Below are 14,988 nucleotides of genomic sequence, written 5' to 3' on the forward strand. Positions count from 1 at the left end.
GGGGGGGTCCTTGGGGGTGGGGTCTTTCTCCAAAAGAGAAAAAAAAGTGATGTTGAAGGGGGGAAAAGGCGGCTGGGGGGGGGGGGGGAAGCAGGGGGGCCCCCCCCCCCCCCCCCCTACTCTCCCTGTTGTTCGGACCGCCCCTCGGCCGCCCGGTACCAAGGACTAATCGTATGAGCATCCCCTCGGACGTGGCCGCCTCGCGGCACATCAGCCTGACCACCTACCGCATGAACGGCGCCCCGGTCTCAACCCCGGTCTGGCTGGCCCCCGACGGCGACCGCCTGGTGGTGTGGACCGACCCGGGCAGCGGCAAGATCAAACGACTCCGCCACACCCCCCGGGTCACCGTCACCATCAGCGACGGACGCGGACGTGTTTCCGTCGGCGCGACTCGCTACGAGGCGCAGGCGCAGATCCTCGACACCGACGCCAGCCGGGCCGCCCGCCGCGTCCTCGCCCGCCGGTACCTTATCGTCCGCCTGACCGACTGGTTCACCCGCCTCATCCCACGTGCCGCCCACCCCGGCGTCGCCCTCGCCATCACCTTCACCCCCCTGACCCGCGCCTGCCCAGGCCCCGAGGAACCATCGCCATGAGTGCACAGCCCGTCATCACCCCGCCGCCATCCACCAGCGAGCGACGCAGGAGGGCGAGCAGACATGCCCATCCAGGCGCCGCAGATGGCTCATCAGGTCGGCCATCGCGCTGGTCGCCTTGTGGGCCGTCGCCTCCGTCGGCGTGGGCACGTTCCTCTTCCACGCCGCGATCCAGCGAGCCGCCCCGCTCGGCACTTACGCCCCCAAGGGGGCAGACACGATGTCACTGACCATGGCAGGCGCCCGTACAGAGGGCTGGAAGTGGATCACTGCGACGCCTCATCGGCGCTGGACGCAGCGCGCGGACGGTGTGGACACCGTCGGCTACTGGTTCCCCGCGCAGTACTAGGCGCCGCCTACCCGCGAGCGCAGCTTCAACGTGTTCATGGCCGATGCGCGCGGGCATGGGATGAGCGGCGGCGACTACGTCGGCATGGGCTTCAAGGACCGGGACGACTACATCGGCCGGCTCAACCGCATCGTCACCGCTGTCGGGGACGACGCACAGAATCTGCTCCACGGCATCTCCATGGGCAGTTCGACCGCGCTCATGCTCAGCGCCAACGATCCCCTGCCCTCCCAGGTCAAGGCCGTCATCGACAACTGTGGCTATACCTCCGTCAACGACGAGATCTCCTATCAGGTCCATAACGTGGCCCATGTGCCCGCCTTCATCCCGGCCGTCGCCGTCGCCAGCCTGGAGACCAAGCTGACTGCCGGTTACTGGTTCGGCGACGCCGACGCACTTGCTGCCGCCGAGAAGACCAAACTGCCCGTCTTTGTCGTCCACGGTGACGCCGACACCTACAACCCCACCTGGATGGGCAAGAAGATCTGCGCCGCCGTCACCTCTTCTCCCAAACGGTTTCGTTCCGGGTGCTGGGCACGGTGAATCGTTCTTTCAGCACCGGGCTGAGTACATGAAGCGCACCGCCGACTTCTACAACCGCTACCTCACCGCCAACCCCGCCTCCTGACCGACCAGGGCCAGGAGCGCCCACTCGTGGAGCAGGCCATCACCGTGCCCTCACCGAAACGGGCAGCCGCCGCACCCACCGTCGACAGCGAGGCCGCCTTCTCGAGCCGGTTCATGGCCCCGCTGCTGATCGGGGCGGCGCTCAACCCCATCAACTCCTCCCTCATCGCCACCGCGCTCGTTCCCATCGCCCGCGATCTGAGCGTGTCCGCCGGCCGCGTCACCATCCTGGTCTCCGCTCTATATCTGGCGACCGCCGTGATGCAGCCTGCCGCGGGAAGGGCCGCCGACGTCCTGGGAGCCCGCCGGGTGTTCCTGGCTGGCTGTGTGCTGGTCACCGTCGGCGGACTGGCGGGAGCCTTCGCGCATGACCTGCGTGCCCTGACCACTGCCCGCCTGCTCATCGGCACCGGCACCTCCGCCGGCTATCCCTCCGCCATGGCCCTGGTCAGCCAGCGTTCGCCCGGCAAGGCACTGCCCGGACCGGTGCTGGGCCGCATCTCCATGATCGGCAACGCGACCGTCGCGGTCGGCCCAGCCGTCGGCGGCCTCCTCGTCACCGTCTTCGGCTGGCGCAGCACCTTTCTCATCAACGTGCCCTGCGCCCTGCTCGCCGCCGCCTGCGCCCTCGCCTGGATCGACCGCGATCCGCCCGCTCGCGAGCGCCCGTCCGCCAGCGCCGTTCTGTCCCGTCTCGACCTTCCTGGCATGCTGCTGTTCGGGGCCACCGCCTGCGCGCTCGTCATCTACCTTCAGCAGATCCCGCACGCCGACCCCTCAATAGCCGGTGCGGCCCTTGCCCTGGCCTGCCTCCTCATCGCATGGGAACGACGCGCCCGCACCCCCTTCTTCGACGTCCGCCAGCTCGCCGCCCACACCGCGCTCACGCGCACCTACCTACGGACCGCACTCACCCTCCTCGGTGTCTACACCGTGCTGTACGGGCTGACCCCGTGGCTGCAGTCAGCAGCCGGGTACTCGGCCCAGGCCGCCGGGCTCCTCATCTTGCCCATGGGTATGCTCGCGGCCCTCATCAACGGCCCCGTCGCCGCCCGTGGCCGCGTCCGGCGCCCGCTCACAGCGGCGGCCCTGGCCATGGCGGCAGCCTCCGCCGTCGCCCTCCGTCTCACCGCCTCCAGCAGCATTTGGCCCGTGCTCACCATTTCGCTCGCCTTTGGCGTCACCGTCGGCGCGGCTACCAGCGCCAACCAGACCGCACTGACCAGGCAGGCCCCCCGCAGCGAACTCGGCACCGCCTCCGGCCTGTTCCGTACATTCACGGCCCTGGGATCCATCGCATCCTCCGCCGTCATCAGCACCGTTTACGCCCACGGCGCCTCCGACCACGGCCTGCATACCGCAGCCTGGATTCTCATCGCCGTCAGCGCCGGTGCTCTGGCAATGACCCTCCTGGACACCTCGCTGCGCGACTGAGCCGACGCAGGCCTTGTCCCTTGCGGTGGAACTCTCGCTGTGGTCCGCGGCGTTGGGGGGCTTCGGGTGTCCTTGTACCGTCTACGCACTGGGACGTGTGCCGTCCGGCGCCGTGCTTGGTCAACCACGCGGGCATCCAGAGCTGGCCTCAAGAGGGCGTCGGTCATCCGGGTCAACTCCGTGCTGGAGGTGGTGATCTGCGCGCCGAGCTGGTTGCTCTTCTCGACGCGGTTCGTGGTGATCCTGCCGGTGTAGAACACCGCTGGCCCCCGATAGCGCGCGCTGTCGCGCCAGCGCTGCAACGCGACGAAGTTCTCAGCCCGGTTGTTCAGGCCCTTATGGGAGCGGTGCTCGACCGAGGGCAGCACCTCGCGGTGGGCGGCTCCATAGGAGCGGAGCTTGTCGGTGACGACCACCCACGGTACAGAGCCGGTGCGTTTGAGGAGGCGGCGTAGCAAACGCCTGGCCGCCGCCTTGTCGCGGCGGTTTTGGACCAGGATGTCGAGGATGTTGCCGTCGGCGTCGACGGCCCGCCACAGGTACCTCAGCTCGCCGTTGATCTTGATGAAGACCTCGTCGAGGTGCCATTTGTCGCCGGGCCGGGGACGTCTGCGGCGCAGGGAGTTGGGCAGGCCTGCCCGAACTTTAGGCACCACCGGCGGATCGTCTCGTACGACACGATGACGCCGCGCTCCAGCATCAGCTCCTCGACCCCACGGAAGCTGAGCGGGAACCGGAAGTGCAGCCACTCACAGTTCGCGATGATCTCCACCGGCTACCGGGTGCCCCTTGTCCGACAGCGACACGCTCTCCACAGGCGATCCCCTCCAGCAGGTCAACCCGGAGATCATCCCACGCCGTCAGTTGTCGTGACAGTGCCGCTGGAGCAGCTGGCTCGCGAACGCTGAACGCTTGCGGATCGGCACCGTCCACGGCGAAGTCCCCACAGTCCGGACAGCGGCTCCGCTCGGGCCCGTGGCGCCGACTGTAGGCGTTGAGGCCAATGGTGGTGCGTCTCACGATCTTGCCCCATGGGTCCGCACCGTCGGCTCACAGACCGGCGCGGCCATACACGACGGCGGCTGAGGCGCGGTGACGCCCGGCAGGGTGGCCTCTGGACGGTCGGTTTGAACCTTCCGAAGGGCTCCAGTCGTGTATTTGACGAGCGTCTTCGAGGAACCGATGCCGGATCACTGACTTGCCGGGGTCGAGTCCCTGGGAGCTGGCTTCCGGAATGAGGTGGGGAGTTCCCGGAGGCGGGGCTCGAATTCGTGGGTCGCAGCTCCGCGTCCAGCCGTATCTCCGAACCCAGAAGAATGTGAGTACCAGTGTCAAGCAAGTACGACAGCCCGCAGCGCCAGGATCGATCCGCTCAATCCCGGACCCGAGGGCACCGCCGCGCCCGACGGTTGATCGTAACCGGTTGGGTACTGACTGCTGTCCTGGTGGCATGCGGAGCGTACCTTTACTCAACTGGTGGTCTGGATGGTGAGTTCATCTCTGGATTCATTCTTGCTTTCGTCTCCGCTGGCGGCGTCATCCGTCAGGGACTGAAGGAGAAGCGGCGTCCCTGCAGCTGGTCGGCGGCGAGTTCTACTGCCCGCTGATGCCCACCCCGCTCATCACTGCGGGCGCCACATACATCGACAGCCGCACGGACGAGGGCCGCGCCCACGCACTCAACCTGATCCAGTCCCGGAAGGACTACCAGGCCAAGATCAAGGAGTACGGGCCCGCAGGGGACCAGCGTCGGCAGTGCCCCGCCCTCGGCTCCCACGCCACGGTCACCTGCTACCGCCGGCCCCAGCCACGCCCGTCCACCGTCGTCGACCTCGACGCCCCCACTGTCCGTACCCCGGCAGCCCTGCCCACCATCCCCAGGCCCAAGCGGGACACCCCCGTCTACCCCGACATCTGCAGGGGGAAGAGCATCACCGTCCCGGGCACCGTGTTGGCCAAGTGGCGGCAGAAATACCCCCTGTTCACCCCTCTGTGGCAGGAAGCCTGGTCCGGACTGCGCAGCCAGAACGAGGGCGGCAACGGCGACCTCAAGAAGTCCGCCCTCGACAGCATCGACAATCCCCAGCTCCGCCTGCCGCACGGACGCGTCGCACAGACCCTGCTCAATGCCGTCATCATCTTCGTGGCGAACCTCAGAGCCATCCGACGGTTCCTCCGCGACCAGGGCATCCAGCCCCGCAAAGCCGGCACGCAGAGCGCCGCAACCCCACCCGATGAGCCCTCCGACCCGCCCCAGGCACGACCGCTTCCGACCGAACAGGGCGAGCCTCCGCCACGCGAGTGACACACCTCCGCCGCGCTCCGCCCCCTGAAAACCCCACATGCCTGCGCCACGGCTACCAGCCGTCGCGCAGGCATGTCCTGTTTCCGCAGGTGAGAGGCGCAGTACCTGGACTGCCACCGCCTCACCCCCTGGTCGAGCCGATCACGAGGCTCGAGGCCCCAGAAACGACGAAATACCGGTGAGTCACATGACTCGACCGGTAATTCGTGAACCCTTCGGGACGATCTCGTGAACGTCCCAACAAGTGTCCGAGGGGGGACTTGAACCCCCACGCCCGATAAAGGGCACTAGCACCTCAAGCTAGCGCGTCTGCCATTCCGCCACCCGGACCAGGTGTTGGTCGCCTGACAGGGGGTGTTCCCCGCGGCGACATGGACAACAATACCAAGGTTTCGGAGTGCGTTTCACCTGCGTATTCCGTGGCGTGGGCGGTGGCCGGGGCGCTGCTGGGCGCCCCGGCCGGCGGGTCGTACGAATGGTGACGGAACGGTCACGGTGTGCGCGGTCAGGGCGTGAGCTGGTACTCCGGGAAGTTGCCGGGCAGCCGCTCCCCCGCCGGGCCCTGGGTGACGGCCCGCACCAGCAGCTCCCCGCCTACGAAGGCCCCGCGCCAGGAGGCGCCGAAGCCGCCGAACAGTTCGTCGCGGTCGCCGCGGGAGCGGGCCTTGCCGTGGCCGACCTTGAAGGCACGGATCTGCGGTGCCAGCCGCTCGAACGTGGCCCTGTCGTCCGTGGAGAGGGTGGCGACCAGGGCGCCGTTGGACGCGTTCATGGCGGCCAGCAGTTCCGCCTCCGTGTCGACCAGGACGATGGTGTCGACCGGGCCGAAGGGTTCCGCGTGGTGGAGCGGGGAGGAGCGGGGCGGGTTGAGCAGGGTGACCGGCTGAACGTAGGCCGACGTGTCCTGCCCGGGCAGGAAGCGGGCGTCGGCCGGGTCGCCGCGGTGCAGGGGGACGGCACCGCGGTCGATGGCCTCGGCGACCTGGTCGCGCAGTTCCTTCGCCTTGGCCGCGTTGATCAGCGGGCCGAAGTCCAGCTCCGGGCAGGGGTCGCCCTCGCGCTCCACCGCCAGGGGGTGGCCGACCCGGACCGCGCGTACCGCCGGCAGGTAGGCCGCGAGGAACGCGTCGAAGAGGCCGCGCTGGACCACGAAGCGGGGGTAGGCCGTGCAGCGCTGTTTGCCGTAGTCGAAGAGCTTGGGGACGACCGCGGTGAGCGCGTCCCAGTCGGAGTAGTTCCAGATGCCCCAGGTGTTCAGGCCCTCCTGTTCCAGTACGTGCCGCTTGCCGAGGTCGGCGACGGCCGTGGCCACCGCGGCGCCGGTGTCACGGCCGCCGACGAAGGAGACGCAGCCGATCTCGGGCGCCCGCACCAGCGCCTGGGACAGCTCGCCGCCGCTGCCGCTGACGAGGGTGACGGGGACCCCCTCGCGGGCGGCGAGCGCGCAGGCGAGCGTCAGACAGGCGACACCGCCGTCGGTCGGGGTCTTCGCGATGACCGCGTTGCCCGCGAGCGCCTGCACCAGCAGCGCGTGGACGAGGACGCTCATCGGGTAGTTCCAGCTCGCGATGTTGGACACCGGGCCGTCCAGCGGTGCCCGGCCGGCGATCATCGGCTCGATGCCGTCCACGTACCAGCGGACCCCGTCGATGGCCCGGTCGACGTCCGCCTGGGCGAGCCGCCAGGGCTTGCCGATCTCCCAGACGAGCAGCAGCGCCAGGAGCTCGCGGTGTTCGGTGAGGGCGTCGAGGGTGGCGGCGACCCGTGCCCGGCGCTCGGCCGGCGGGACGTGCCGCCAGACGCGGTGCTGGTCGAGCGAGGCCCGTACGGTCTGCCGGGCGACGGCCCGGTCCAGCCGGGGCGGGCCCGCGATCGGGCTGCCGTCGACCGGGCTGGTCGCGGGCAGCGCCCGGCCGTCCGCGTGCCAGGCGGCGTTCCAGAGGTTGAGGACACGGTCGTCCCGGAAGGCCTCGGGCGCGGCGGTCAGGCAGCGCTGCCAGGCCTGGGACCAGGACGTTCCGGCTTTGAGGGTGAGGGTGGATGCCATTCGGTTGCTCCGCTCTCGGTGCACGGTCGAGAGAAACGACAGGAAGGAGCCCGGGGGGCCTTCCCTTGGGAGGGTGGAGTGCTTCCTGGGCGGGGGTGCGTGAGGGTGCGGGGCCGTCCGGTGCGCGGCTCTTGTCGTCGCGCGTCGGACGGCTCGCGCGGGAGCCGCGGCCGTGACCGACGAAGGTACCGACAGGTCACGACAGCCGACAGTCACCGTGCGTCGACTATGAGTGAAGTCACTGTGTCCGGGCGAGGTGGGCGAGGACCAGTTCCGCCGTCTCGGTCGGGGTCCTGCCGACCGGGACGCCGGCCGCCTCCAGCGCTTCCTGCTTGGCCCGCGCCGTACCGGCCGAGCCGGAGACGATGGCGCCCGCGTGACCCATGGTCCGGCCCTCGGGCGCGGTGAAGCCGGCGATGTAGCCGACGACCGGCTTGGTGACGTGGTCGCGGATGTAGGCGGCGGCCCGTTCCTCCGCGTCGCCGCCGATCTCCCCGATGAGGACGACGAGTTCGGTGTCCGGGTCGTCCTGGAAGGCGGCCAGGCAGTCGATGTGGCCGGTGCCCACGACGGGGTCGCCGCCGATGCCGACGCAGGTGGAGAAGCCGATGTCGCGCAGCTCGTACATCAGCTGGTAGGTGAGCGTGCCCGACTTGGAGACCAGGCCGATGCCGCCGGGCTTGGCGATGTCGGCAGGGATGATGCCGGCGTTGGACTGGCCGGGGGTGATCAGGCCGGGGCAGTTGGGGCCGATGACCCTGGTGCCGCGCCGCTGCGCGTACGTGGTGAAGGCGACGGTGTCGTGGACGGGGATGCCCTCGGTGATGACGACGGCGAGCGGGACGCGGGCGTCGGCGGCCTCCATGACGGCCGCCTTGGCGAAGGCGGGCGGGACGAAGACGACGGTGACGTCGGCTCCGGTCGTCCGCATTCCGTCGGCGACCGAGCCGAAGACGGGCACGATGTGCCCCTTGAAGTCGACGGTCCGGCCCGCCTTGCGGGGGTTCACGCCGCCGACGACGTTCGTGCCGGCCGCGAGCATGCGCCGGGTGTGCTTCATGCCCTCGGCGCCCGTCATGCCCTGGACGAGGACCTTGCTCTCCTTGGTGAGGTGGATGGCCATGTTCCCTCTCCTCAGGCGGTGCGGGCGAGTTCGGCGGCCCGGCGGGCGGCGCCGTCCATGGTGGTGGCCTGTTCGACCAGCGGGTGCGCGCGCTCGGCGAGCACCGCGCGGCCGAGGGCGGCGTTGTTGCCGTCGAGGCGGACGACCAGTGGTCTGGTCAGCCGGACGCGGTCCACCGCCTCGACGATGCCGTCGGCGACGGCGTCGCAGGCGGTGATGCCGCCGAAGACGTTGACGAGGACGGACTTCACGGCCGGGTCGGAGAGGATCACGGACAGTCCGTCGGCCATGATCCGGGCGGAGGCCCCGCCGCCGATGTCGAGGAAGTTGGCGGGGCGCGCGCCGCTGCCGGCGACCACGTCGAGGGTCGACATGACCAGTCCGGCACCGTTGCCGATGACGCCCACCTCGCCGTCGAGCTTCACGTAGTTGAGGCCACGGGCGGCGGCCACGGCCTCCAGCGGGTCGTGGTGCTCACGCTCCGCGTCTCCCCAACGTGCCTGCCGGAAGCGGGCGTTGTCGTCCAGGGTGACCTTGCCGTCGAGCGCGAGGATGCCGCCCTGGGCGGTGCGCACGAGCGGGTTGACCTCGACGAGCAGGGCGTCCTCGCGGACCAGTACCTGCCACAGCCGTACGAGGACGTCGGCGGTCCGCGGTGGCAGTCCGGCCGCGTCGGCGATCTCGGCCGCCTTCTCCGAGGTGACGCCCTCGGCCGGGTCGACAGGGATGCGGGCCACGGCCTCCGGCCGGGTGGCGGCGACCTCCTCGATCTCCATGCCGCCCTCGGCGGAGGCGATGGCGAGAAAGCGGCCGGCCGCGCGGTCGAGGGCGTAGGAGACGTAGAACTCGCTCTCGATGTCGACGGGTTGGGCCAGCATCACCTTGCCGACGGTGTGCCCCTTGATGTCCATGCCGAGGATCCGGCGGGCGGTCAGCTCGGCCGCCGCCGGGTCCGCGGCGAGCCTCACCCCTCCCGCCTTGCCCCGGCCGCCGGTCTTCACCTGGGCCTTCACCACCGCCCTGCCGCCCAGCCGGCGGGCGATCGCGCGCGCTTCCTTCGGCGAGTCGGTGACCTCCGCCCTGGGGACCAAGATGCCGTGTTCCGCGAAGAGTTCCCTTGCCTGGTGCTCGTACAGGTCCATTTCGGCTCCTGACTCAAAAGTGCCGCACGCCCCCTGGACACCACCCACCGGATGCGGGATAACAAGCTTCATACAGTATTCGTCGACTGTATGCAATGTACCGCGAGAGCCTCCCAAACCCCTACGAAGGGACAGGACTTCGCCATGCCCGACGACACCCAGGACGTGATCTCCGGTGGTCACCTCGTTGCCAAGGCGCTGAAGGCCGAGGGGGTCGACCGCATCTACACGCTGTGCGGCGGCCACATCATCGACATCTACGACGGCTGCGTCGACGAGGGCATAGAAGTCGTCGACGTACGCCACGAGCAGGTGGCCGCGCACGCCGCCGACGGCTACGCCCGGATCACCGGCAAACCGGGCTGCGCGGTGGTCACCGCGGGTCCCGGCACCACCGACGCGGTCACCGGGGTCGCCAACGCCTTCCGCGCGGAGTCCCCGATGCTGCTGATCGGTGGTCAGGGGGCGCTCAGCCAGCACAAGATGGGGTCCCTGCAGGACCTGCCGCACGTGGACATGATGACCCCGATCACCAAGTTCGCGGCGACGGTGCCGGACACGGCACGGGCGGCGGACATGGTGTCGATGGCGTTCCGCGAGTGCTACCACGGAGCACCCGGCCCCTCCTTCCTGGAGATCCCCCGCGATGTCCTGGACGCCAAGGTGCCTGCGGCCGGGGCGCGCCTGCCCGCGGCCGGCGCCTACCGCGCCTCGACCCGCTCGGCCGGTGACCCGGAGGCCGTCGAGAGGCTCGCGGACCTGCTGGTGCACGCCGAGAAGCCGGCGATCCTGCTGGGCAGCCAGGTGTGGACGACCCGCGGCACCGAGGCGGCCATCGACCTCGTACGCGCCCTGAACGTCCCGGCCTACATGAACGGCGCCGGCCGCGGCACGCTCCCGCCCGGCGACCCGCACCACTTCCAGCTCTCCCGCCGGTACGCGTTCTCGAACGCCGACGTCATCGTGATCGTCGGCACGCCCTTCGACTTCCGCATGGGCTACGGCAAGCGGCTGTCGCCGGACGCGACGGTCGTCCAGATCGACCTCGACTACCGCACCGTCGGCAAGAACCGCGACATCGACCTCGGCATCGTGGGCGACGCCGGACTGGTGCTGAGGTCCGTGACGGAGGCCGCCTCCGGGCGCCTCAACGGGGGCGCGTCCAGGCGCAAGGAGTGGCTCGACGAGCTGCGCGCGGCCGAACAGGCGGCGATCGAGAAGCGGTTGCCGCAGCTCAGGTCGGGCGCCTCACCCATCCACCCGTACCGCCTCGTCAGCGAGATCAACGACTTCCTGACCGAGGACTCCGTCTACATCGGCGACGGCGGCGACATCGTCACCTTCTCCGGGCAGGTCGTGCAGCCCAAGTCGCCCGGCCACTGGATGGACCCGGGCCCGCTCGGCACGCTCGGCGTCGGCGTCCCCTTCGTACTCGCCGCCAAACAGGCACGCCCGGACAAGGAGGTGGTCGCCCTCTTCGGCGACGGCGCCTTCTCGCTCACCGGCTGGGACTTCGAGACCCTCGTCCGCTACGACCTGCCCTTCGTCGGCATCGTCGGCAACAACTCCTCGATGAACCAGATCCGTTACGGCCAGGCCGCCAAGTACGGCAAGGAGCGCGAGCGGGTCGGCAACACCCTCGGCGACGTGCCGTACGACCGGTTCGCGCGGATGCTCGGCGGCTATGGCGAGGAGGTCCGCGACCCCTCCGACATCGGTCCCGCGCTGCGCCGGGCCCGGGAGTCGGGCAAGCCGTCGCTGATCAACGTCTGGGTCGACCCGGACGCGTACGCCCCCGGAACCATGAACCAGACGATGTACAAGTGAGGTGAACGCCCGTGACCACCAAGGCACTCGAGGGCATCCGCGTCCTGGACATGACGCACGTCCAGTCCGGTCCGTCGGCCACCCAGCTGCTCGCCTGGCTCGGCGCCGACGTCGTCAAGCTGGAGGCGCCGACCGGTGACATCACCCGCAGGCAGCTGCGGGACCTTCCGGACGTCGACTCGCTGTACTTCACGATGCTCAACTGCAACAAGCGGAGCATCACGCTGAACACCAAGACCGAGCGCGGCAAGGAGATCCTCACCGAGCTGATCCGCCGCTCGGACGTCATGGTCGAGAACTTCGGGCCGGGCGCGGTGGACCGCATGGGGTTCACCTGGGACCGCATCAAGGAGATCAACCCGCGGATCGTCTACGCCTCCATCAAGGGGTTCGGGGACGGCCCGTACACCGACTTCAAGGCGTACGAGGTCGTCGCGCAGGCCATGGGCGGGTCGATGTCGACCACGGGCTTCGAGGACGGCCCGCCGCTCGCGACCGGCGCCCAGATCGGGGACTCGGGCACGGGAGTGCACACCGTGGCGGGGATTCTCGCGGCGCTCCTCCAGCGCGAGCGCACCGGGCGTGGACAGCGGGTCAACGTCGCCATGCAGCACGCCGTGCTCAACCTGTGCCGGGTGAAGCTGCGCGACCAACAGCGCCTCGCCCACGGGCCGCTGGCCGAGTATCCCAACGAGGACTTCGGCGACGAGGTACCCCGGTCCGGGAACGCCTCGGGCGGCGGCCAGCCCGGCTGGGCGGTCAAGTGCGCGCCGGGCGGCCCGAACGACTACGTCTACGTCATCGTGCAGCCCGTCGGCTGGAAGCCGATCAGCGAACTCATCGGCCGGCCCGAACTCGCCGACGACCCCGAGTGGGCGACCCCGGAGGCCCGGCTGCCGAAGCTGAACAAGATGTTCCAGCTGATCGAGGAGTGGTCGGCCACGCTCCCCAAGTGGGAGGTGCTGGAACGGCTGAACGCGCACAACATCCCGTGCGGGCCGATCCTGTCCACCAAGGAGATCATCGAGGACGCCTCGCTGGCCGCCAACGAGATGGTCGTGCGCGTCCCGCACCCCGAGCGCGGCGAGTTCGTGACCGTCGGCAGCCCGCTCAAGCTCTCCGACTCCCCCGTCGAGGTGTCCGCGTCCCCGCTGCTCGGCGAGCACAACGAAGAGGTCTACGTCGGCGAACTCGGCCTCGGTGACGAGGAGTTGCGCCTGCTGAAGTCGAACGGAGTGATCTGACGTGATGGCAGAGGACCGGATGCTGAGGGTGCGGTCGCTCCTCGACTCCGTGCGTGCCGAGGGCCGCAGCGCGCTCACCGCCCCCGAGGGCAAGGTGATCGCCGACGCCTACGGGATCGCCGTACCGGGCGAGGAACTGGCGCGGGACGTGGACGCGGCGGTCGCGGCGGCCGCGCGGTTCGCCGGACCCGTGGTGATGAAGATCGTCTCGCCGGACATCCTGCACAAGACCGACGCCGGTGGCGTGGTCGTCGGGGTGGAGGGCGCGGCGGACGTGCGGGCCGCGTTTCACCGGATCGTCGAGAACGCGCGCGCCTACGACGCCGAGGCCCGCATCGAGGGCGTGCAGGTGCAGGAGTTGCTGCCCAGGGGGCAGGAGGTCATCGTCGGCGCGGTCACCGACCCGACCTTCGGGAAGGTCGTCGCGTTCGGGCTCGGCGGGGTGCTGGTCGAGGTGCTGAAGGACGTGACGTTCCGGCTCGCGCCGGTGTCGGCCGACGAGGCGCTGTCGATGCTCGGCTCCATACGGTCGGCGGAGATCCTGCGCGGAGTGCGCGGGCAGGCCGGTGTGGACCGGTGGGCGGTCGCCGAGCAGATCCGCCGGGTGTCCCAACTGGTCGCGGACTTCCCGGAGATCGCCGAGGTGGACCTCAACCCGGTGATCGCGACACCGCAGGGCGCGGTCGCCGCGGATATCCGGGTGATCCTCGCCGAGGGCCGGCCGGCGCCGAGGAGGACGTACACCCGCGAGGAAATCCTCACGTCCATGCGGCGGTTGATGCAGCCGGCGTCCGTCGCCGTCATCGGCGCCTCCAACGAGACCGGCAAGATCGGCAACTCGGTGGTGCGCAACCTCGTCGACGGCGGATTCGCCGGTGAGATCCATCCGGTGAACCCCAAGGCCGATGACATCCTGGGCCGCAAGGCGTACAAGAGTGTCACGGACGTTCCCGGTGAGGTGGATGTGGCCGTCTTCGCCATTCCCGCCAGGTTCGTGGCGGCCGCGCTGGAGGAGGTGGGACGGAAGAGGATCCCCAACGCCGTCCTCATCCCGTCCGGTTTCGCGGAGACCGGCGAGCACGAACTCCAGGCGGAGATCGTGGCGATCGCCGAACGGCACGGCGTCCGCCTGCTCGGCCCGAACATCTACGGCTACTACTCCACCTGGCAGGACCTGTGTGCCACGTTCTGCACGCCGTACGACGTCAAGGGAGGGGTGGCTCTGACCTCGCAGTCCGGAGGCATCGGCATGGCCGTCCTGGGCTTCGCGCGGACCACGAAGACGGGGGTGTCGGCGATCGTCGGCCTCGGCAACAAGTCGGACCTGGACGAGGACGACCTGCTGACCTGGTTCGGCGAGGACCCGCACACCGAGTGCATCGCCATGCACCTGGAGGACCTCAAGGACGGGCGGGCGTTCGTGGAGGCGGCCCGGGCGACCGTGCCGAAGAAGCCGGTCGTGGTGCTGAAGGCCGGCCGTACGGCGGCGGGCGCGAGGGCGGCCGGTTCGCACACCGGCGCACTCGCGGGCGACGACGCGGTGTACGACGACATCCTCCGGCAGGCGGGGGTCATCCGGGCGCCCGGTCTGCACGACATGCTGGAGTACGCCCGTGCCCTGCCCGTCCTGCCCACCCCGAAGGGCGACAACGTCGTGATCATCACCGGTGCGGGCGGCAGCGGGGTGCTGCTGTCCGACGCGGTGACCGACAACGGGCTGTCCCTGATGGAGATCCCGCCCGATCTGGACGAGGCGTTCCGCCGGTTCATCCCGCCGTTCGGGGCGGCCGGCAACCCGGTGGACATCACCGGGGGCGAGCCGCCGTCGACGTACGAGGCGACGATCCGGCTGGGTCTGGAGGACCCGCGGATCCACGCGCTGGTGCTCGGCTACTGGCACACGATCGTCACCCCGCCGATGGTGTTCGCCGAGCTGACGGCGCGCGTGGTCGCCGAGTTCCGGGAACGGGGGATCGAGAAGCCCGTCGTGGCGTCCCTCGCGGGGGACGTCGAGGTCGAGGAGGCCTGCCAGTACCTGTACGAGCGGGGGGTCGTGGCCTATCCGTACACGACCGAGCGGCCGGTGGCCGTGCTCGGCGCGAAGTACCGCTGGGCGCGGGCGGCCGGGTTGGCGGGAGGCGGTTCATGAGGTGAGTGACGCGGGGGGCGGCCGGCGGGGGGGGGTCGGCGGCCCCCAGGAACCCGGCGCGTCCAAAAAAGACTCTGCAAAGGGGGTATTCCCGAAAACTTCCCGCAAAGGGTGTGACCCCCTGCCGAAAAAACCCACCCAC

12 protein-coding genes, 1 tRNA gene and 1 pseudogene are annotated in these 14,988 nt (G+C 69.9%); 8 read left to right on the forward strand and 6 right to left on the reverse strand.

What is annotated here, in order from left to right; all coding sequences use genetic code 11:
* The first annotated feature begins 173 nt into the window (after positions 1–173).
* The gene (locus AC07CM_RS00245; protein WP_360984989.1) at positions 174–599 is read left to right on the forward strand and encodes a PPOX class F420-dependent oxidoreductase; all 426 of its coding nucleotides are present in this window, start codon (positions 174–176) and stop codon (positions 597–599) included.
* 15 nt (positions 600–614) lie between these two features.
* On the opposite strand, the gene AC07CM_RS00250 is transcribed toward AC07CM_RS00245, so the two are convergent.
* A complete protein-coding gene (locus tag AC07CM_RS00250; RefSeq protein ID WP_478874040.1) occupies positions 615–749 on the reverse strand; it encodes a hypothetical protein in 135 nt (44 codons plus the stop codon).
* On the opposite strand from AC07CM_RS00250, the gene AC07CM_RS00255 reads away from it, so the two are divergent.
* The 3 genes from AC07CM_RS00255 to AC07CM_RS00265 all read left to right on the forward strand — a co-directional run bounded on the left by AC07CM_RS00255 (position 742) and on the right by AC07CM_RS00265 (position 3,009).
* Positions 742–948, forward strand: a complete 207-nt coding sequence (locus AC07CM_RS00255; protein WP_478874041.1) for a hypothetical protein — start codon at positions 742–744, stop codon at positions 946–948. The genes AC07CM_RS00250 and AC07CM_RS00255 overlap by 8 nt on opposite strands.
* A 36-nt stretch (positions 949–984) precedes the next feature.
* Complete coding sequence (locus tag AC07CM_RS00260; RefSeq protein ID WP_478874042.1) at positions 985–1,491, forward strand: alpha/beta hydrolase; 507 nt, start codon at positions 985–987, stop codon at positions 1,489–1,491.
* A gap of 111 nt (positions 1,492–1,602) precedes the next feature.
* Complete coding sequence (locus AC07CM_RS00265) at positions 1,603–3,009, forward strand: MFS transporter (RefSeq protein ID WP_478874043.1); 1,407 nt, start codon at positions 1,603–1,605, stop codon at positions 3,007–3,009.
* Positions 3,010–3,320: 311 nt separating this feature from the next.
* On the opposite strand, the pseudogene AC07CM_RS00270 reads toward AC07CM_RS00265, so the two are convergent.
* Positions 3,321–3,824, reverse strand: a pseudogene (locus AC07CM_RS00270) (IS6 family transposase); the annotation flags it as partial.
* A gap of 791 nt (positions 3,825–4,615) precedes the next feature.
* On the opposite strand from AC07CM_RS00270, the gene AC07CM_RS00275 reads away from it, so the two are divergent.
* Complete coding sequence (locus AC07CM_RS00275; RefSeq protein WP_478874044.1) at positions 4,616–5,314, forward strand: hypothetical protein; 699 nt, start codon at positions 4,616–4,618, stop codon at positions 5,312–5,314.
* 245 nt (positions 5,315–5,559) lie between these two features.
* On the opposite strand, the gene AC07CM_RS00280 is transcribed toward AC07CM_RS00275, so the two are convergent.
* From AC07CM_RS00280 to sucC, 4 genes are all read right to left on the reverse strand, one after another.
* Positions 5,560–5,644: transfer RNA gene (locus AC07CM_RS00280), tRNA-Leu, on the reverse strand.
* A gap of 175 nt (positions 5,645–5,819) precedes the next feature.
* Positions 5,820–7,361 carry an aldehyde dehydrogenase family protein gene (locus AC07CM_RS00285; RefSeq protein ID WP_478874045.1) on the reverse strand — a complete coding sequence of 514 codons (1,542 nt, stop codon included), beginning with the start codon at positions 7,359–7,361 and terminating at the stop codon, positions 5,820–5,822.
* 238 nt (positions 7,362–7,599) lie between these two features.
* Complete coding sequence (gene sucD, locus AC07CM_RS00290) at positions 7,600–8,484, reverse strand: succinate--CoA ligase subunit alpha (RefSeq protein WP_478874046.1); 885 nt, start codon at positions 8,482–8,484, stop codon at positions 7,600–7,602.
* Between the two features lie 11 nt (positions 8,485–8,495).
* On the reverse strand, positions 8,496–9,626 hold the full coding sequence (gene sucC / locus AC07CM_RS00295; RefSeq protein WP_478874047.1) for an ADP-forming succinate--CoA ligase subunit beta: 1,131 nt from the start codon (positions 9,624–9,626) through the stop codon (positions 8,496–8,498).
* A gap of 144 nt (positions 9,627–9,770) precedes the next feature.
* Between sucC and AC07CM_RS00300 the strand changes: the two genes are divergently transcribed.
* Genes AC07CM_RS00300 through AC07CM_RS00310 form a run of 3 tightly spaced genes read left to right on the forward strand, consistent with a single transcriptional unit; the run spans position 9,771 to position 14,846 of the window.
* Positions 9,771–11,453 (forward strand): thiamine pyrophosphate-binding protein, encoded by a 1,683-nt coding sequence (locus tag AC07CM_RS00300; RefSeq protein WP_478874048.1) that lies wholly within the window; start codon positions 9,771–9,773, stop codon positions 11,451–11,453.
* 11 nt (positions 11,454–11,464) lie between these two features.
* A complete protein-coding gene (gene frc / locus AC07CM_RS00305) occupies positions 11,465–12,697 on the forward strand; it encodes a formyl-CoA transferase (protein WP_478874049.1) in 1,233 nt (410 codons plus the stop codon).
* Positions 12,698–12,701: 4 nt separating this feature from the next.
* On the forward strand, positions 12,702–14,846 hold the full coding sequence (locus AC07CM_RS00310; protein ID WP_478874050.1) for an acetate--CoA ligase family protein: 2,145 nt from the start codon (positions 12,702–12,704) through the stop codon (positions 14,844–14,846).
* The last annotated feature ends 142 nt before the right edge of the window (positions 14,847–14,988 follow it).

The organism is Streptomyces sp. NPDC044061, from assembly GCF_056434305.1.

Bases quoted from the DNA above. Each gene is read 5' to 3' on its own strand.
- AC07CM_RS00310 (WP_478874050.1), top strand. From the start codon at position 12,702: ATGGCAGAGGACCGGATGCTGAGGGTGCGGTCGCTCCTCGACTCCGTG.
- AC07CM_RS00245 (WP_360984989.1), top strand. From the start codon at position 174: ATGAGCATCCCCTCGGACGTGGCCGCCTCGCGGCACATCAGCCTGACC.
- sucC (WP_478874047.1), bottom strand. From the start codon at position 9,626: ATGGACCTGTACGAGCACCAGGCAAGGGAACTCTTCGCGGAACACGGC.
- AC07CM_RS00260 (WP_478874042.1), top strand. From the start codon at position 985: ATGGCCGATGCGCGCGGGCATGGGATGAGCGGCGGCGACTACGTCGGC.
- AC07CM_RS00300 (WP_478874048.1), top strand. From the start codon at position 9,771: ATGCCCGACGACACCCAGGACGTGATCTCCGGTGGTCACCTCGTTGCC.
- AC07CM_RS00285 (WP_478874045.1), bottom strand. From the start codon at position 7,361: ATGGCATCCACCCTCACCCTCAAAGCCGGAACGTCCTGGTCCCAGGCC.
- sucD (WP_478874046.1), bottom strand. From the start codon at position 8,484: ATGGCCATCCACCTCACCAAGGAGAGCAAGGTCCTCGTCCAGGGCATG.
- AC07CM_RS00275 (WP_478874044.1), top strand. From the start codon at position 4,616: ATGCCCACCCCGCTCATCACTGCGGGCGCCACATACATCGACAGCCGC.